We start from the raw sequence: 18,225 nt of genomic DNA, 5'->3' as shown, positions 1-18,225 counted from the left end.
TTCTTTCTATAAGAAGAAGACTTTTGTATACGGCCAATTGTCATTCTTCTTATCTTGCAAACTACTCAGTAATTTGCAGGACTTAGCACCTTTTCAATGAGAATGCCATTGAAGGTTGCTGAGGTGTCATCGGGCCCTTCCCTCAACCTCTCTTGATAAGAAATTTATTTTTTTGAATTATTTATAAAATTTACTATAAATTTATGAAGTTGTCAATTAGTTTTTCGTCAATTTGGACTTATAAGATAATCCGCCGTACAATATTTTCTTTTTATCTTTAGTTGACACTAATTGTCAAGGGCAGTATTATAGCTAATATAAAATGTTCTTAATAAAGAACTTTTTATAGGCTTTATTCTGTACTATTAATTCTAATTGTTAATAATTTATCATATGATAATCCATATACTGCTGGATTAATGTTTTGAAACTTCTAATTAGATTACTATGAAAGGAGTTCCTTTCAGCAGATTTGCCCAAATTGATATTTGAAAATTTTATTAATTGCAAAAAAACACATTGACTTGTTCTATTTAAAGAACTAAACTAAAGATAGATTTACAATATACATAACAATCCTTTAAAAGGGGGGATTAATTTGAGCAGTTTTACCAAATTGGATACTCAAAAGAAAAAAAGAGCAAATGATATAGATTTGAAAGGAATAATCCGAGTAATTAAAAAGAGATTATGGATTATTATAGTGATTGCTATTATTACAACCGGACTAGGTGCCTACTATGGTCAAAAAAATAATACACCCATTTATCAAGCATCCTCCAGAATAATTATCGAGGCTCCCACAGAAAACAGAAATACTTTACAGGTAATTATTAAAGATACTGCCGTGTTAGATAAGGTGGTAAAGGAACTAGATTTGCCGCAGTCTCCTGAAGAATTATCAGGCCAAATTACAGTGGGAAGTATTGAAAACTCCCAAGTAGTTAGCATTAGTGTCACAGATAAAGATCCGGAGCGTGCAGCAGAAATTGCCAACACCACTGCAAGAGTATTTAAAGAGGTTATACCAACGATTATGGAATTTAATGGAGTTCGGTTATTATCTGATGCAAAAGTTAATTCTTGGCCAATAAATCAAAAGGGCGACCGTTGGCCATTAATAGGTTTAATAGCAGGCATCGTCATTGGAGTTGGTTTCATATTCCTTTTAGATTCGTTAGATGATTCATTAAGGACCGAAAATGAAATTGAAGAAATATTAGAATTGCCTGTTTTAGGAAGAGTACCAAAACAAAGTAAAAGAAATTTGAATAAGAGAGTTAATAAGGAAGTGAAATTGGAAGCAAGGGGGGAAACTAGTGGTTTTAATTAAAAAAAGACAAAGCAGAATAAATAGGCGTGGACCTTTAATTGCTTACTCATATCCGGAGTCTATCATTTCTGAACAATATCGAATGATTCAAGCTAATATTAAATTCTCAGTAGATGATAACAAAAAACAAACTTATCTGATCACCTCACCAAACAAAGGAGAAGGAAAATCGACGACAGCAGCAAATTTAGCTGTCTCAATGGCTCAACAGAAGACAAAGGTTTTATTAATAGATGCCAATTTACGAAATCCTTCTTTGCATATCATTTTTAATCTTCCCAATTCTATAGGATTAACAGATGTTCTTACTGGCAGATCATCATTATCCAACGCAGTTCATCATACTGACGTAGGGAGATTGGATGTAATAACAAGTGGTTTAATTCCAATAAATCCAGTTGAGTTACTGTCATCCATGATGATGAATGAGTTATTGGTTTCCTCTTTGAAATCGTATGATGTAGTTTTAATTGACTCTCATTCGGTATTAGAGCTGACAGATACAAAGCTTTTAGCAAATCAATGCGATGGTGTAGTATTAGTGATTCAAAGTGGAAAGACATTAAGTGATGAAGCTCTCCAAGCGAAAAAAGTATTAGAATTTGCCAAGGCTAATCTTATTGGTGTCATTATACAGGAATGAAACAAGCAAAAAAATTTTACATGTTTCGTTCTCAATAATGAATATGTTCGTTATAAATGGATCTATTAATATTTAGGCGATGCCTCCTTGCCATTATCTATGGAGGCACTCGGTTATGCTGTGGGTTTAGGACCTTAGACGCAGGTCGTCGGTAGTGTGATGTGAGGGCGGGTTAGATGCCCGATATTATATAAAAAAATTTAGCTATATGTTCTTTATAAAGAACAAATAGCTAAATTTTTTTAAGGAAGTGATATTTTGCAAAAAAATAGATAAAAATGGCCTATGGGAGATGATCTATCACGTTGAAATAATATCCAATCGCAATTGGCCATATTTAAGATGTTGAAAAGAGGGATCGTATGACTTACCGACAGAGATTACCACTATTTATCATAATTGATTCATGTATTCTATTAACCGCGATATTTTTTAGCAGGTTTCTAGTTTATGCCACAACGGATGTGATAACTTTTTCGATTATTTTAATTTCGGCCGTTATATTGGTTAGTCATTATATCTTTTCATTTTTATTTCATCTTTATAAAAAGGCTTGGGAGTATGCAAGTGTAGGGGAGTTAATCAGCATACTAAAGGCCGTAACCATTTCGATTCTCATTGCTGCGCTGGTTCAGAAAATAATTACTCAAGAAATACAATTTCGCTTATTAATCGTAACGTGGTTATTAAATATGTCCCTCGTTGGCGGCTCCCGTTTCTGCTGGAGAATTTTTCGAGATTCTGTCCTTAATAAAGCAGGCAATAAAAAGCGGACACTTATTATTGGAGCAGGGGCAGCCGGTGTAATGGTCGCCAGGCAGCTAATGAAAAATAAGGGAGCCGAGTTAGTGCCAGTTGGTTTTATTGATGATGATGAGAAAAAAAAGAGACTAGATATTTTAGGAATCCCTGTACTAGGCGGGATCATGATGATTGAAAAGGCTGTAAAAGATCAACAAATTGATAACATTGTAATAGCGATTCCTTCACTTAGCAAAAAAGAATTGAATAAAATCTTTCAAGAATGCGCGAAAACGAATGCCAAAACTCAAATTCTTCCGCTGCTTGAGGATCTTGTGACAGGCAAGATTTCGGTTAACCAATTTCGTGATGTTAAGGTAGAAGATTTGCTCGGCAGAGAACCTGTTGAATTAGATAATAAAGCTATTTCGAGAAATATCTCTAAAAAAACAGTTTTAGTTACAGGAGCAGGGGGATCAATCGGCTCTGAAATATGCCGTCAAATAATGAAATTTAACCCCAAAACCCTTATATTAGTGGGACATGGCGAGAATAGCATCTATTCGATAGAAATGGAGTTAAAGGAAACTTTTAAAGGTTCGAAGACTAACTTTATTCCCGTCATCGCAGATATTCAGGATGAAAAGAAAATGATGCAAGTGATAGGGATGTATCAACCAGATACTATCTACCATGCAGCAGCACATAAGCATGTTCCTTTAATGGAAGCCAATCCAGAAGAAGCTGTGAAAAATAATATAATAGGGACGATGAATACAGCAAAAGCTGCGAGTTGGTATGGCGTAAAAACGTTCGTCATGATTTCATCTGATAAAGCAGTAAATCCTACGAGTGTAATGGGAGCATCCAAAAGACTGGCAGAAATGATCATCCAGTATATGGACAGTGTAAGCCATACAAAATTTGTTGCGGTTCGTTTTGGCAATGTTTTGGGAAGCAGGGGCAGTGTCATTCCTTTATTTAAAAAGCAAATTGAAAAGGGGGGGCCAGTCACCGTCACCCATCCGGATATGGTCCGTTATTTTATGACCATACCTGAAGCCTCTAGGTTAGTCCTCCAAGCTGGTGCACTTGCACAAGGAGGAGAAATATTTGTTTTAGATATGGGAGATCCTGTAAAAATCGTTGATCTGGCAAAAAACCTGATTAAATTATCAGGCTGCTCGATTGAGGAAATCGGTATCGAATTTACAGGGATAAGACCAGGTGAAAAGCTGTTCGAAGAATTATTAACGGAAGATGAAGTTCATGAAGAACAAATCTATCCGAAAATTTATATCGGAAAAACCTCTGATTTGTTCATCCATGAAATAGAGGATATTATTTCAACCTATTCAAATTTAGACAAACAGGAGATTAGGGACAGGCTAATTAAGCTTGCCAATAATAAACTATCTAAACCGAAATTGTCTATCTCTGTTTAAAAGAATGATAGAAATATAAGCCAGAAATGAACGGATTAAAGAATTGAAACATATAAGGTGACGATAAAAATGCAAAATAAGGTACTGTTTTGTGCAACTGTAGATCATCACTTCGAATCTTTCCATATCCCTTATTTAAAGTGGTTTAAGGAACAAGGCTGGAGAGTCCATGTCGCTGCAAATGGAAATGTCTCATTGCCTTATGTTGACCAAAAATTTAATCTATCGATTCAGAGGTCTCCGTTTAGTCTTAAGAATATTAAAGCGTATAAAGAACTAAAAGAGATTATCAATCAAAATCAATACCAAATGATTCATTGCCATACACCAATGGGTGGGGTTTTAACCAGGATTGCTGCAAGAAATCAGCGGAAATTTGGCTCCAAGGTGCTATATACTGCGCACGGTTTTCACTTTTTTAAAGGAGCTCCACTAATAAACTGGGCATTATATTATCCAATTGAAAAAATGCTGGCTAAATATACAGACTGTTTGATTACTATAAATAAGGAAGATTTTTATCTGGCGAACAACCGCCAATTTAAAGCAGACTATATAAAACATGTTCATGGTGTTGGTATTAACACGGAAGTCTTTTCAAGAATTGAACCACTTCAAAAAGCAGTCTTACGACAGAAGCACGGTTATAAACAGGAAGATTTCCTATTGTTTTATGCAGCAGAATTTAATAAAAATAAAAATCAACAAATGCTTATAAAAGCAGTGGCAAATATAAAACAAGAGGTGCCTAATGCCAAGCTATTATTAGCAGGAGATGGACCTTTGCTGGAAAACTGCAAGAAGCTTGCACTAAAACTTGGATTAAAGGATATGGTTCATTTTTTAGGCTTTAGATTGAATATTGACGAATTTCTTAAAATTAGTGACCTAGCGGTAGCATCCAGTTACCGTGAAGGACTGCCAGTAAATATTATGGAAGCAATGGCAAGTGGGCTGCCCGTTCTAGCTTCTGACAATAGGGGGCATAGGGAACTAATTATCAATGACAAAAATGGCTGGCTGATAAAAGCGGATCATGTAGGACAAATGTCAGAAAAAATAAAAATCCTGGTCCAACATGAAGAATTGAGAAGCCGATTTGGAAAGATGTCCCGGAAAATAATCGAAGAAACCTATTCAATAGAAAAAACGCTAAAAGAAAAATCACTTTTGTATTCCATGTTAATGGAGGAATTGGAGGAAAGGGAGTGGGCGGTCCATTAAGAGTATTGCATGTTGTGGTCAATATGAATCGTGGCGGGGCGGAGACCCTGATTATGAATCTTTATCGAAATATAGACCGTTCAAAAATTCAATTCGATTTCCTTACCTGTAAGGAAGGAGAGTTTGATATGGAAATTCAACAGTTAGGCGGAATTATGCACCGGATCCCCTACATTAGCGATGTAGGTCATTTTCATTTCGAGAAACAATTACTTCATTTTTTTAGGGAAAACAATCACTATCGAATAGTCCACTCTCACCTTGATAAAATGAGCGGGATTGTCCTTCTAGCAGCGAAAAAGGCTGGAATTTCCATAAGGATATCACATAGCCATAATACAAGAAGTGAGGGAGGAATGGCCGCAAGAGTTTATAAATCTTTTGTTGGAAGTTTAATCCGCCATAATTCCACACATCATGTGGCCTGTTCAATGGATGCCGCTAAATGGTTGTTTAAAGACCGTTGGCAAACTTCAAATATAGTAAGGAATGGGATTGAAGTTGATAAATTTAAGTATTCACCGGAAGTCAGAGAAACAGTTAGAAATAAATTAAAAATAGACAGTTCGAAATTTGTCCTTGGTCATGTAGGCCGTTTTAATCATCAAAAAAACCATTTCTTTTTATTAGATGTATTTTCAAAAGTGAACAAAGAGATTCCTGAGACTGTATTAATTCTGATAGGGGATGGCGAGCTTCGCCTTGGGATACAAAAAAAGATAAGGGATTTAAAGTTGGAGGATAAGGTACTTTTACTTGGGGTCCGAAGTGATGTTTCAGATCTGCTGCAAGCATTTGACCTGTTTATTTTTCCATCTTTACACGAAGGATTGCCTGTCTCGCTTATTGAGGCTCAAGGAGCAGGATTGCCATGTTTAATATCAGACCATATTTCTAATGAAGTGGATATGGGATTGAATCTCATTCATTATTCCTCGTTAGTAAGCATAGACGTTTGGATCAAAAAAATAAAAAAGATTCGTTCCATGCCTGCTAAAAGGGATGAAGTAACTAGCCGAATGATTCAAAAGGGCTTTGACATTCGGAACATAGCCGCTTCCATTGAAGAATATTATTATTCCATTTCGGGGTGATGATCGATTGAAATTATTAACGGTTTTTACGCCAACTTATAATCGAGCTTATTGTTTAGAAAATTGCTATCAAAGTCTCCTCAATCAATCATGTAAAGACTTTATCTGGTTAATTATTGATGATGGATCTTCAGATCACACTAAAGAATTAGTGGATAAGTGGATGGTGGAAGGGCTAATTGAAATTAGATATCACTACCAGGAGAATCAAGGAATGCATGGAGCCCATAATACGGCCTATGAACTGATAACTACTGAATTGAACGTTTGTATTGACTCAGACGATACCATGCCACGACAGGCTGTAAAAAGGATTGTTGAGTTTTGGAAGAAGCATGGAAGTGACCGGTACAGTGGAATTATCGGGTTAGATTCTTATCATGATCAAACCGTCATTGGAACGGAATTACCGAAAAATCTAAAAAGCTCTACCTTGTATAATCTATATTATAAATATGGAGGAAAAGGGGATAAAAAGTTAGTATATCGTACGGAATTAACAAGATTATTCCCATACCCGATTATCAATAATGAACGATATGTTGGTTTGGCTTATAAGTATTACATGCTGGATAAACAATATGAAATGCTCCTTTTAAATGAAATCCTTTGTTGTGTCGAATATCTGCCGGATGGTTCATCATTAAATATGATCAATCAATACAAAAATAATCCGAAGGGATTTGCTTTTTATCGGAAAGAATTAATGCAATTGCCCTTTGCAGGTATGTCTTTTAAATTTCGCCAGGCGATTCACTATGTTTCAAGCAGTTTTTTATCCAATAACAAGCGATTTTTACATGAGACACCCAATAAAGCGCTAACCATGTTGGCCATCCCATTTGGGTTATTGCTATATTTATTCATTCAGCAAAAACAAGGACTGTTAAAGTTACCGAAAACCTAACTTTTAAGTCCTTTTTATTTTGGGGAAAGGAATAAAAGATGACGATACTTTGGATTAATCTTGCCTTTGTTTTTATCCTGTCCTTTTTATCCAGGTACTACGCTGTTTTAGCAGTCGATTCACCTCAGTCAATCCCTGTTATAAAACCCAATAAAATGTTGATTTTGGGTGTATTCCTTTGTTTGGTATTAGTTTCTGGACTCAGATCAAATATAGGGGACACAGGTGCCTACAAATATGCTTTTATCACAAATGATTTTACTTGGGATTATATTGCTGCTCAAAAGGATATCGGATTTGGAATCGTTCAAATGGTTTTAAAAAAGTATACAAATGATCCCCAGTCCATGTTATTCGTTACCGCGTTCATAACCAATTTATTAATTATTATTGGGTTTTATAAGTATTCCAGAATGATTGAGCTGACTCTATTTGTCTATATTACAAGTGGATATTTTATTACCACTATGAATGGAATAAGGCAATGTCTAGCGGCAGCAATTACCTTTAGCGCAACAAAGTTTCTCATTGAGGGGAACTTTAAGAAGTATCTTTTAGCAGTTGTCTTAGCTTCCACCTTCCATCAAACAGCATTATTGCTGATTCCTATATATTTTATTGTTAGGAGAAGAGCGTGGACGAAAGCAACCTTATTACTAATTTTGCTGGCGATCGTGATTGTCCTAGGGTTTAACATATTTTCCGAACTTTTATTTACTGTCATTCAAGGTACTCAATACGGAGACTATCAAAATTTCTCTGAAGGCGGAGCAAATGTCATTCGAGTGGCAGTTGAGGGGGCCCCTCTAATAATTGCGTTCTTTGGAAGAGAGAAACTTAGATCGATAATGCCGCATAGTGACATAATCGTAAATATGGCTTTGCTTAGTTTAGTCTTTATGATTATTTCAACCCAAAACTGGATATTTGCCAGGTTTTCTATTTATTTTAGTTTATATCAATTTATATTGCTTTCCTGGGCAGTGAAACTTTTTAAAGAGAATAGCCAAAAACTGGTGTACTTTGGGGTTCTCGTTTTGTATGTCATTTACCATTATTACGATAGTGTCATAACGTTAAATATCATTTATCGGAGTAATTTTTGGGACCCATTCTTTCAATAATGGGAGGTGAAAAACATGGATCATCCTGTAAGGGTCTTGCATATTGTCAGTGTCATGGATCGGGGCGGAGCAGAAACCCTTTTAATGAATATTTATCGAAATATCGATAGGACATTGCTTCAATTTGATTTTGTCACTCACACGAACAAAAAAGGTGACTTTGATGACGAAATCAACTCCTTGGGGGGAGTCATTTACAAGATTCCCAGTCTTGGCGAATCAGGTCTAGTTGGCTACATAAAGGAGCTAGTTAAAATAATGAAACGGGGCAAATATGCAGCTGTTCATTCACACACCGACTATCAAGGCGGGGTTCCTGCATTAGCGGCAAAAATATCTGGAATTGAAAAGAGAATTTGCCATTCACATAGCAATAATTGGCCTCTTGGCAATCATCTCAAGGCTCAGATCACTTTAAAGATTCTGCAGAGACTGATGAAGGCAGCGGCAACTGACTTTTGCAGCTGCAGTATGGAAGCTGCTGAATTTTTGTTTGGGAAAAAAATGATTAGCCGAGGAAAAGTAATTATTTTAAAAAATGGAATTGATTTGACCCCATTTCAACATGAACAGAATGGCAGAGAAAGCGTGATCAAAGAGTTGAATTTGCCGGAAAAGGTCAAGATTATAGGTCACGTGGGACATTTTTCTAAGTCTAAGAATCATAGGTTTATCCTAAAGGTTTTAAGGAAGATTATTGAGCTTGATCCGGACTTTGTCGCTCTCTTAGCAGGGGAAGGCCCATTAAGAAAACAGATTGAAATCGAGGCCGAAAAAATGGGTCTGATGAAAAATATCAGATTTCTGGGGAAACGGGATGATATACCGAGGTTGATAAAAGCCTTTGATGTCTTTATTTTTCCTTCTTTATTTGAGGGGTTTGGGATTGTCACATTGGAAGCACAATGCGTGGGAACAGCTTGTGTGGTGTCGGACAGAGTCCCATTCATAACGGATATGGGACTTAATTTAGTAACTTATCTTGACTTGGAAGAGGATGTAAATGTATGGGTTCAGGCCATTTTCCATGCTGCGTTAAAAAAACGTCCCCCAGCAAAGGAGATAAGTGCCAATATTATCAAGAGAGGCTTCAGCATTCAGGACAATATTCCTTACTGGTTATCCTTATATAATCTAAATAATACAGAAGAAGGAAACAGGTTGACTCTTAATCTATAAGAAGGAGTTTGAGAAGTGAAAAAGAAATTGCTATTTGTTACTCAATACCTTCACACAGGTGGTATAGAGAAAAGCTTATTAACACTTCTCTCTCATTTGGATTACCGCCAATATGAAGTGGATCTGCTGCTGTTTGATCATAGCGGCATGTTATACAAAATGATTCCGCCACAGGTGAATATACTGCCGCCGTTATTTGAAACTTTCTCTACTTCGTTTTTTAGAGCAGCTCCTGAATTAATAAAATCAGGAAAATATAATATTTTGATTGGAAAATTGTTAGCCGCGGGTTTGTCGAAATTCACACCGGGAATTGGCACGGGAATTAGATGGGAAGTGTATCGCAGAATTTTGCCTAGACAACCAAAATATTATGATGTTGCAATCAGTTATATTGATTTCTTTTGTAACTACTATATAACAGAAAAAGTGAATGCCGACCGAAAAATTGTTTATAATCACATGGATTATACCTATAGTAAAAAAAATGGCTGGCCTTGCCCCAGATTGGAAAGAAAAAGCTTTTCTTCATCAGATTATATTGTTACCGTGGCTGAGTCCTCGAAGAAATCGCTAGAACAACATTTTCCTGAATATTCACACAAGATGCGTGTTATTCAGAATTGGGTTGCTTCAAACACCGTTCGTTCAATGGCGAGGGAAGAGGAAATAAATGGGGTCATCAGAAAAATTCAAAAAATAAAAATAGTAACAGTCGCTAGACTTGTCGATGAAAAAGGAGTCTTTTTTGCGTTGGAGGCATGCAAAATCCTGGTTGACCATGGAATAGATTTGAAATGGTTTCTGATTGGCAAAGGTCCGTTGTATCGTGAGCTAGAGAAAAGAATCAGTGAATTCAGCATCGAAGATCATTTTATTCTACTGGGAGAAAAAGATAATCCATACCCATATATGAAACTCTGTGATATTTATGTCCAGCCCTCAAAAACAGAAGCACATTGTGTTGCTGTAGAAGAGGCAATGGCATTATGCCGTCCAATTGTGGTCACGAATATACCCGCTTTCCAAGGGCAGGTTCAACATATGGAGAATGGACTAATTGTAGAATCCAATCCGAGCGGAATTGCAGAAGGGATCAAGGGACTAATCGAGTCAAGAAAATTAAGGGGAAGATTAACCATGAATTTAAAGAGGACATCTGGAAGACACGGTGAACAATTAAGTAAATTTTATCGATTGATAGAGGGCTGACCTGACTGGGATGAAAGGGAGGAGAGCAATTTGGCCATTTTAGTTACAGGAGGAGCAGGTTATATAGGGAGTCATACCATTGTAGAATTGCTGAATGAGGGATTTGAAGTCATTGTCATCGATAATTTTACTAACAGCAATCCCGAATCGATAAACCGGGCAATTCAAATCACCGGTCGAGAAATAAAAGTTTATAATACGAGTCTCCTGGATAGTGAGGGTCTGGAGGATGTATTTTTACATAATAAAATACAGGCAGTCATACATTTTGCAGGTTTCAAAGCTGTGGGGGAATCGGTTTTATTTCCGCTTGAATATTATCATAATAATGTTTCTGGAACACTTCTCCTTTGTCAAACTATGCAAAGGCATAACGTAAAAAACTTAATATTCAGTTCTTCTGCAACCGTTTATGGTGCACCAGATAAAGTTCCCATTTCTGAGGATTTTCCACTGAATGCGACCAATCCATATGGGAGAACAAAACTAATGATAGAAGAAATTCTTACTGACCTGTATCAATCTGATAATTCATGGAGTATTACCATTCTACGATACTTTAACCCTATTGGGGCACATGAGAGCGGGAAGATGGGAGAGGATCCTGCCGGCATTCCCAATAATTTAATCCCATATATTTCTAAAGTGGCAATTGGTGAATTAAAGGAACTGCAGATTTTTGGCGTAGACTACCCAACTAAGGATGGAACAGGTGTGAGAGATTATATCCATGTTGTGGACTTGGCAAAAGGACATGTAAAAGCGCTCAATCAAAATATGATATTGAAAGGAATTAATACCTATAATCTTGGAACTGGAAGAGGCTATAGTGTATTAGAAATCGTTAAGGCGTTTGAAAAAGTATCTGGAAGATCAATAAACTATAAGATTACTGAGCGTAGACCTGGAGATGTGGCAGTATCCTTTGCCAATCCCGAGAAAGCTAAAAAGGAACTGAATTGGGAGGCGGAAAGAGGAATTGACCAAATGTGTGCTGATGCTTGGCATTGGCAAACGAATAACCCGAATGGATATGAGAAAGCTCCTCAAATAATGGAGCAAGAATTTCCCTTTGTATCTTCAAATGAAAGGGAAATTTTTTTGAAATAGGGAACAAAGGGGATTAGTGCAATGGATATTTATGAGAAACTGTCTCAGCAAGAACTATTGAAGATCTTAATGGCCGCCTATACGAAAGGAAATGAAGAAGACCATATCCAAATGGGAGAAATTATTGAGGACATGAAGGATAAAGTTTTAACCATTATTAATTTAAATGAAAATGGGCATGAGTAAAAAGGAAAAATCAACTTTACAAAAGAAGAATTGGGGGGATATGGTGAAACGAATATTTGATTTGTTTACAGGGATTCTTATATTCATAAGTTTTTCCCCAATCATGGTCTGCACGGCTATCTTAGTACGATGGAAATTGGGAACTCCAATTATTTTTAAACAACTGAGGCCAGGGCTTTATGGAACCCCTTTTTATATTTATAAGTTTCGCACCATGACTAATGAATGCGATAGCAGCGGTGAATTATTGCCAGATGATCAGCGGCTGACACCTGTTGGGAAATTTATCAGAAAATATAGCCTGGATGAATCGATCCAGTTATGGAATGTAATAAAGGGTGAGTTAAGCTTGGTTGGTCCGAGACCGCTGCTTATGGAGTACTTGCCATTGTATAATGCAGAGCAATTTAAACGCCACTTGGTAAAGCCAGGAATAACAGGCTGGGCTCAGATAAATGGCCGTAATTCCATTACTTGGGAAGAAAAATTCCAATTAGATGTCTGGTATGTTGAGAACCAAAGTTTTTTCTTAGATCTTAAGATATTATTTATTACCTTAATTAAGGTAATAAAATCAGATGGAATCCAGAATAGTGATTCTGTTACAATGCCGGTGTTTAAGGGAAGCAGCGGAGAAAATTCAGGGGAATCAGGGGCTTTGAATGTTAATTAGAGGTCGTGGTGGATGAGATGAAGCAGCTCTATATTATTAGTCAAAACGATATATGGTCAGAGGTATTGAAAAATTTCGAAACGATTGATTGCTACTATTCCTATGAGTATGGGAATTTATTTGCTAAGAACGAAATGGGGAAATTATATGCAGCATATTATGAGGATGACAACGCTAAAATTTTCTATCCATTTATAAAAAGGAAGGTTCCCTTTATCGAAGAGGAATTATACGACATTGTTACACCATATGGCTATGGCGGGCCATTCATTCAGGGAAGCTGTCAATCGGTTTATGAATTCTATGAAATGTTTGGCTCTTATTGTCAGTCCCATCACATCATTACAGAAACGATCAGATTCCACCCTTTTTATGACAATTATAAAGTCTTCGAAGAATTATTTGAGATTGAATACATCAGGAAGACAACGGGAGTGGACTTAACTGTTCCGATGCATGAAATAAGAAATAACTATTCTTCCATGAATAAACGAAATATAAGGAAAGCTAGGGCTAACAATTTACACTGCTTTATAGCTGAAAAAAATGAGCAAAATATAAAAAATTTTATAGATTTATATAAAGAAACGATGGACCGGAATAAGGCATCTAGTTATTACTATTTCGATGATGAATATTTCTTTGAACAAGTAAAAAATACGGAAATCAGTGAAACGTATTTACTTTTTACAGAATTAAATAATCGGATAATTGCAGGAGTATTAATACTCGTGGGCAAGGAATTTTCCCACTATCATCTTGGTGCTTCAAGAACTGAGTATTTGGATTTAAAACCAAATAATTTGCTATTTGATTATATGATTGAATTTTGTAAATGTAAGGGCTCAAGTATGCTGCATCTCGGAGGCGGCTACCAGGAGGATGATGGATTATTTAAATTCAAGTCCTCATTCACGAATCATAATCATTATAATTACTTCCTAGGCAAGAAGATTCACAATGAAGAAAAATATAATGAAATAATTGATTGCTTGCGTTTACAATATACTTTTGATGAGAATTACTTTCCCAGTTATCGCGGAGATTTGAAAAAGAAAACTGTATGTTACTAAGAGGGGGAAGTATATTGAAAACCAATAGGATATTTTTATCCCCTCCACATTTAAGTGGAAACGAAAAGAAATACATCGATGAAGCTTTCGAGACCAATTGGGTTGCTCCATTGGGGCCAAACGTGGATGCTTTTGAAAAGGAAATAGCTGAGTATGTCGGAGTCAATGAAGCGGTTGCGGTCAGTTCTGGAACCGCAGCAATTCATTTGGCTCTTTCTTTATTAAATGTTCAAAAAGGTGATATTGTCTTTTGCTCAACCTTAACCTTTGTGGCAAGTGCCAATCCCATCATCTATCAGGGAGCACAGCCAGTGTTCATTGACTCGGAACCTGATACATGGAATATGTCGCCATCAGCGCTTGAACAAGCATTTCGAGATGCTCTGAATGAAGGAAGACTCCCAAAGGCAGTGATTGTGGTCAATTTATATGGCCAAAGTGCAAAGATGGAGGAAATTCTCTCTATTTGCAATGAATATCATGTACCGATTATTGAGGACGCTGCAGAATCACTGGGAGCTACCTACCATGGAAAGGCAAGCGGAACGTTTGGAAAATTTGGAATTTATTCCTTCAATGGGAATAAAATCATCACAACTTCAGGAGGAGGCATGCTTGTTTCAAACGATACAGCAGCATTAAAAAAAGCAAGGTTTTTAGCTGCCCAAGCACGTGATCCTGCACCCTATTATCAGCATAGCCAAGTAGGATATAACTACCGGATGAGCAATATTTTGGCAGGTGTTGGAAGAGGGCAATTAGAAATTTTAGATGAACGGGTAAAAGCACGAAGACTAATATTTGAAAGGTACTGCAAAGAACTATCTCATTTCCCTGGAATATCCTTTATGCCAGAGTTAGAAAGCACCCAGTCAAATAGATGGCTGACAACTATTACTATAAATGAAAAGGAATTAGGGATATCAGCGGGGGAAGTGTTGTGCTGCCTTGAAAGAGAGAATATAGAGGCTCGTCCTGTTTGGAAGCCGCTTCATTTACAGCCGATCTTTAAAGGAGTAAAGTTTTTCTCTCATATAAATAACGGCAGTTACTCTGAGTATTTATTTGAGAAAGGAATATGCCTTCCGTCAGGGTCGAATCTTCATGAAAGAGACCAACTTAGAGTTATTGGCTGCATAAAGGATTTAATCAATCAGAATAAGAATGAAAGGGATATTATCCATATTAGTTGAAGGGATAAATATAGGTAAAATTATGATAGGGAGAAAAATAAAGGAAATCAGAAAGAGGAAGGGCTTAACTTTAACACAGGTAGCTGAAAAGGCAAATATCTCTAAGTCCTATCTGAGCAATATTGAACGTGATGTTAATCATAATCCGTCCATTCACATCATTAAGAAACTGGCAATGGTTTTAGAAGTAGATGTTAGGGATTTATTAAATCTTAAAAAAACTAAGGCTGTTGAGACTCAATTGGACGGCGAGTGGATCAAGTTTGTGAATGAATTGAAAGAAGCTGGCGCTGGTAAAGAACAGATACAAGAATACAGAACACTGATTGAATTTATTAAATGGAAGAACGAACATTTAGGAGAAAAAAATTAAATGGAACCCTATAAAATTAGCATTGTTGTTCCTATTTATAAGGTAGAGAAATACCTTAGCAGGTGTATCGAATCAATAATTAGTCAAACATACACTAACCTAGAAATAGTATTAGTCAATGATGGGTCTCCTGACAGATGTCAAGAAATAGCAAAGGAATATGAAAAGATAGACGATAGAATTAAAGTATTTCATAAATCTAACGGGGGTCTATCGGATGCAAGAAACTTTGGGGTGCAGCATGTTACGGGAGATTATACACTATTTGTGGATAGTGATGATTGGTTAGAAAAACATATGATTGCGGAATTGGTTGAAAATAGTTTGAAATTTAAAGCAGACATTGTGCAAACTGCTTTTTATTATGCTTACGTTGATTATTTGTTATTTGATAATAGATATTTTCAACAGGATGATCCTCCAGTTGTACTGAATAACAAAGAGTTAATGGCTGAATTGGTCATCAACGAGCGGGTGAAAAACTTTGCGTGGGGGAAATTGTATAAAACGAATATCGTCAAAGATATCCCTTTTAAAATAGGTGTGTTATATGAGGATGTGTTTTGGGCACATAAAGTCATGCAAAGGGTCGGAACATATGTCATGCTCCACCAGCCCCTGTACTATTATTTTCAACGAGGCGACAGCATTGTTTCAAGCTATACCGCCAAGAATTTAGATATTATAAAAGGGTTAAAGGAAAGACAATGTTTCATTGAAGAATATTATCGAGAGTTAACAGATGAATCTTATAAGGTTTTGTTAAAAACTATGTTTATTCATTACAATTTGCTTTTGATTAGTAAACAGAAGGATCACCGAGGGGTCCTCAGGAAGGAACTGCGGAATGATATCCGGAAGAATTATATCAAATATAAAAAAGCAGTAAAAAATGACAGACATTTAAGAAAACAGCTTATGTTATTTTCGATCCATCCATATTTAAATGTAGCGTATTTAGCACTGCAAAAGGCAATGAGAAAAATAGCCGTTAATACCAAATCATTCGAGCTTGAGAAAATTAATTTGTAATGAAATCGGAGCAAAATGGGCGGAATACATTATTACAATGCTTCTTCCAAAGAAAGGGGAAGCCGTGTTTATGTTATTAAATAAAGAAAAAGTTAAAAAATTCATTTCCCTGATCATTATATGGATTTTCAATTGTTTGCCAATAAAAAATAATAAGATCTTTATGGTTAGTTACTATGGCAGCCAGTATGGATGCAATCCCAAGTATATTTCTGAATATATAATGAAAAATTATCCTAAAGGTTATTTTGATATTGTATGGGCCTTTCATGATTTAGGAAGTAAAAAGCACTTAACTGGTTTTAGAAAAGTTAAGACGATGTCTTTAAGATACTTTTATGAATTATGCACCTCAAAGGTTATTGTTACTAACTTTCGGACTACTGACCTATTTATAAAAAGGAAGCACCAATTTTATATTCAGACCTGGCATAGTTCATTGCGTTTAAAAAAAATAGAAAAGGATGCGGAGGATTCTTTGACTGCTGACTATGTACAATTGGCAAAGAATGATTCCAAAAAGTGCGATTTACTATTATCAGGTTGTGAGGTTAGTACAGATATTTTTAGACGGGCATTTTGGTATAAGGGCAATATTTTTCAGAAGGGGAGCCCAAGGAATGATGTGTTTTTTCAACTCAATACCGAAGTTAGGATGAAAATTCTAAAACAATTGAATATTTCTCTGGATTCAAAGCTGGTACTATATGCTCCTACATTTAGAAAAGATGGCAGCCTGGAGGTCTATGACCTAGATTATGAATGGATCTCAGATGAGCTAAGTAAAAGATTTGGTGGGAATTGGATCTTCTTAATTAAATTACATCCGCATTTATTGTCAAAGTCGGATCAATTAAAGTTCGGGAAAAATGTGTTGGATGTAACTTCCTATGATGATATACAAGAACTCTTATGCATTTCGGATATTTTAATTTCAGATTATTCATCATTGATGTTTGACTTTTCCATTACGAAACGTCCGTGCTTTTTATATATTCCAGATATTTTAGATTATCAAAAAAATGAGCGGAATTTATACTTTGATGTTAAGGATCTTCCTTTTATTTGTGCCTATAGCAACAAGGACTTAGCTGGCAAAATCGCCGGCTTTCATTATGCCCAATATGAGGAATCATTAAATGATTTCTTATCAACAATCGGATCTTTCGAAAATGGAAAGGCAAGTGAGGATTTAGTAAAACTAATTAATGAAGTTTGCTTTAGCGATAAGAGGAGGAAAAGAAGCTATGCTACAGAAGCCATATAATATTGGTTATACAACTGGTGTTTTTGACCTGTTTCACGTTGGTCATCTAAATATTTTGAAGAGAGCAAAAGAGCAATGTGAATATTTGATTGTTGGTGTAAGTACAGATGAACTGGTAATGGAGTATAAAAAGAAACATCCTGTTATCAATTTTCAAGAGAGAGTGGAGATTGTGGAGGGGATTAAATATGTTGATAGGGTTGTTCCTCAAATAAACAGAGACAAATTCGCGGCTTGGGAGAAATTTAAATTTGATGCAATGTTTGTGGGAGATGATTGGAAAGGAGACGCCCTCTTTAATGAAGTGGAGAAAAAATTAAATGAAGTCGGTGTCAATATTGTTTATTTCCCTTATACCCCAGGAGTATCTTCAACGCTAGTGAAACAAAAAATAAATATATAGGGAATGAAAACCT

Annotated in this window: 18 protein-coding genes and 1 riboswitch; all 18 genes read left to right on the top strand. The window is 36.0% G+C overall.

Annotation, left to right across the window (positions count from 1 at the left end; all coding sequences use genetic code 11):
* Positions 1-46 precede the first annotated feature (46 nt).
* Positions 47-162, bottom strand: a riboswitch (SAM riboswitch).
* Positions 163-598: 436 nt separating this feature from the next.
* The 18 genes from NFS43_RS04475 (at position 599) to NFS43_RS04390 (ending at position 18,212) form a co-directional block, all read left to right on the top strand.
* Positions 599-1,333 carry a YveK family protein gene (locus NFS43_RS04475; RefSeq protein ID WP_251549900.1) on the top strand — a complete coding sequence of 245 codons (735 nt, stop codon included), beginning with the start codon at positions 599-601 and terminating at the stop codon, positions 1,331-1,333.
* Entirely contained in the window at positions 1,320-1,976 is a 657-nt protein-coding gene (locus tag NFS43_RS04470; protein WP_251549898.1) for a CpsD/CapB family tyrosine-protein kinase, read from the top strand. The genes NFS43_RS04475 and NFS43_RS04470 overlap by 14 nt, the downstream gene beginning before the upstream one ends.
* Positions 1,977-2,338: 362 nt before the next feature.
* The gene (locus NFS43_RS04465; RefSeq protein ID WP_251549897.1) at positions 2,339-4,162 is read left to right on the top strand and encodes a polysaccharide biosynthesis protein; all 1,824 of its coding nucleotides are present in this window, start codon (positions 2,339-2,341) and stop codon (positions 4,160-4,162) included.
* 69 nt (positions 4,163-4,231) lie between these two features.
* Positions 4,232-5,386 carry a glycosyltransferase family 4 protein gene (locus tag NFS43_RS04460; RefSeq protein ID WP_251549895.1) on the top strand — a complete coding sequence of 385 codons (1,155 nt, stop codon included), beginning with the start codon at positions 4,232-4,234 and terminating at the stop codon, positions 5,384-5,386.
* Positions 5,371-6,480 carry a glycosyltransferase family 1 protein gene (locus NFS43_RS04455; RefSeq protein WP_251549893.1) on the top strand — a complete coding sequence of 370 codons (1,110 nt, stop codon included), beginning with the start codon at positions 5,371-5,373 and terminating at the stop codon, positions 6,478-6,480. Before NFS43_RS04460 ends, NFS43_RS04455 begins: the two co-directional genes overlap by 16 nt.
* 7 nt (positions 6,481-6,487) lie before the next feature.
* Positions 6,488-7,387 carry a glycosyltransferase family 2 protein gene (locus NFS43_RS04450; RefSeq protein WP_251549890.1) on the top strand — a complete coding sequence of 300 codons (900 nt, stop codon included), beginning with the start codon at positions 6,488-6,490 and terminating at the stop codon, positions 7,385-7,387.
* A gap of 38 nt (positions 7,388-7,425) precedes the next feature.
* Complete coding sequence (locus NFS43_RS04445) at positions 7,426-8,511, top strand: EpsG family protein (RefSeq protein WP_251549888.1); 1,086 nt, start codon at positions 7,426-7,428, stop codon at positions 8,509-8,511.
* 15 nt (positions 8,512-8,526) lie between these two features.
* Positions 8,527-9,690, top strand: a complete 1,164-nt coding sequence (locus tag NFS43_RS04440) for a glycosyltransferase family 1 protein (protein ID WP_251549885.1) — start codon at positions 8,527-8,529, stop codon at positions 9,688-9,690.
* 15 nt (positions 9,691-9,705) lie between these two features.
* Entirely contained in the window at positions 9,706-10,902 is a 1,197-nt protein-coding gene (locus tag NFS43_RS04435; protein WP_251549881.1) for a glycosyltransferase, read from the top strand.
* A gap of 30 nt (positions 10,903-10,932) precedes the next feature.
* Complete coding sequence (gene galE, locus NFS43_RS04430; RefSeq protein ID WP_251549879.1) at positions 10,933-12,012, top strand: UDP-glucose 4-epimerase GalE; 1,080 nt, start codon at positions 10,933-10,935, stop codon at positions 12,010-12,012.
* Between the two features lie 21 nt (positions 12,013-12,033).
* The gene (locus NFS43_RS04425) at positions 12,034-12,198 is read left to right on the top strand and encodes a YwzD family small protein (protein ID WP_251549877.1); all 165 of its coding nucleotides are present in this window, start codon (positions 12,034-12,036) and stop codon (positions 12,196-12,198) included.
* A gap of 43 nt (positions 12,199-12,241) precedes the next feature.
* Positions 12,242-12,871, top strand: coding sequence for a sugar transferase (locus NFS43_RS04420; RefSeq protein ID WP_277613896.1), 630 nt, complete (start codon positions 12,242-12,244; stop codon positions 12,869-12,871).
* 17 nt (positions 12,872-12,888) lie between these two features.
* Positions 12,889-13,944, top strand: a complete 1,056-nt coding sequence (locus tag NFS43_RS04415; RefSeq protein WP_251550132.1) for a GNAT family N-acetyltransferase — start codon at positions 12,889-12,891, stop codon at positions 13,942-13,944.
* The gene (locus NFS43_RS04410) at positions 13,935-15,137 is read left to right on the top strand and encodes an aminotransferase class I/II-fold pyridoxal phosphate-dependent enzyme (protein ID WP_251549873.1); all 1,203 of its coding nucleotides are present in this window, start codon (positions 13,935-13,937) and stop codon (positions 15,135-15,137) included. Before NFS43_RS04415 ends, NFS43_RS04410 begins: the two co-directional genes overlap by 10 nt.
* A complete protein-coding gene (locus tag NFS43_RS04405; protein WP_338150589.1) occupies positions 15,109-15,510 on the top strand; it encodes a helix-turn-helix domain-containing protein in 402 nt (133 codons plus the stop codon). Before NFS43_RS04410 ends, NFS43_RS04405 begins: the two co-directional genes overlap by 29 nt.
* On the top strand, positions 15,511-16,542 hold the full coding sequence (locus tag NFS43_RS04400; protein ID WP_251549871.1) for a glycosyltransferase family 2 protein: 1,032 nt from the start codon (positions 15,511-15,513) through the stop codon (positions 16,540-16,542).
* Entirely contained in the window at positions 16,523-17,809 is a 1,287-nt protein-coding gene (locus tag NFS43_RS04395; RefSeq protein WP_251549869.1) for a CDP-glycerol glycerophosphotransferase family protein, read from the top strand. Before NFS43_RS04400 ends, NFS43_RS04395 begins: the two co-directional genes overlap by 20 nt.
* The gene (locus NFS43_RS04390) at positions 17,790-18,212 is read left to right on the top strand and encodes an FAD synthase family protein (protein WP_251549866.1); all 423 of its coding nucleotides are present in this window, start codon (positions 17,790-17,792) and stop codon (positions 18,210-18,212) included. The genes NFS43_RS04395 and NFS43_RS04390 overlap by 20 nt, the downstream gene beginning before the upstream one ends.
* Positions 18,213-18,225: the final 13 nt, after the last annotated feature.

This window comes from Neobacillus muris (assembly GCF_943193175.1).
GTDB classification, from domain to species: Bacteria; Bacillota; Bacilli; order Bacillales; family Cytobacillaceae; genus Neobacillus; species Neobacillus muris.
This window is presented reverse-complemented; position numbering and strand designations above follow the sequence as displayed.

Excerpts from the sequence above, each read along its gene's own strand:
- NFS43_RS04460 (WP_251549895.1), top strand. The coding sequence starts at position 4,232 with ATGCAAAATAAGGTACTGTTTTGTGCAACTGTAGATCATCACTTCGAA.
- NFS43_RS04440 (WP_251549885.1), top strand. The coding sequence starts at position 8,527 with ATGGATCATCCTGTAAGGGTCTTGCATATTGTCAGTGTCATGGATCGG.
- NFS43_RS04415 (WP_251550132.1), top strand. The coding sequence starts at position 12,889 with ATGAAGCAGCTCTATATTATTAGTCAAAACGATATATGGTCAGAGGTA.
- NFS43_RS04465 (WP_251549897.1), top strand. The coding sequence starts at position 2,339 with ATGACTTACCGACAGAGATTACCACTATTTATCATAATTGATTCATGT.
- NFS43_RS04425 (WP_251549877.1), top strand. The coding sequence starts at position 12,034 with ATGGATATTTATGAGAAACTGTCTCAGCAAGAACTATTGAAGATCTTA.
- NFS43_RS04410 (WP_251549873.1), top strand. The coding sequence starts at position 13,935 with ATGTTACTAAGAGGGGGAAGTATATTGAAAACCAATAGGATATTTTTA.
- NFS43_RS04400 (WP_251549871.1), top strand. The coding sequence starts at position 15,511 with ATGGAACCCTATAAAATTAGCATTGTTGTTCCTATTTATAAGGTAGAG.
- NFS43_RS04390 (WP_251549866.1), top strand. The coding sequence starts at position 17,790 with ATGCTACAGAAGCCATATAATATTGGTTATACAACTGGTGTTTTTGAC.
- NFS43_RS04405 (WP_338150589.1), top strand. The coding sequence starts at position 15,109 with ATGAAAGGGATATTATCCATATTAGTTGAAGGGATAAATATAGGTAAA.
- NFS43_RS04445 (WP_251549888.1), top strand. The coding sequence starts at position 7,426 with ATGACGATACTTTGGATTAATCTTGCCTTTGTTTTTATCCTGTCCTTT.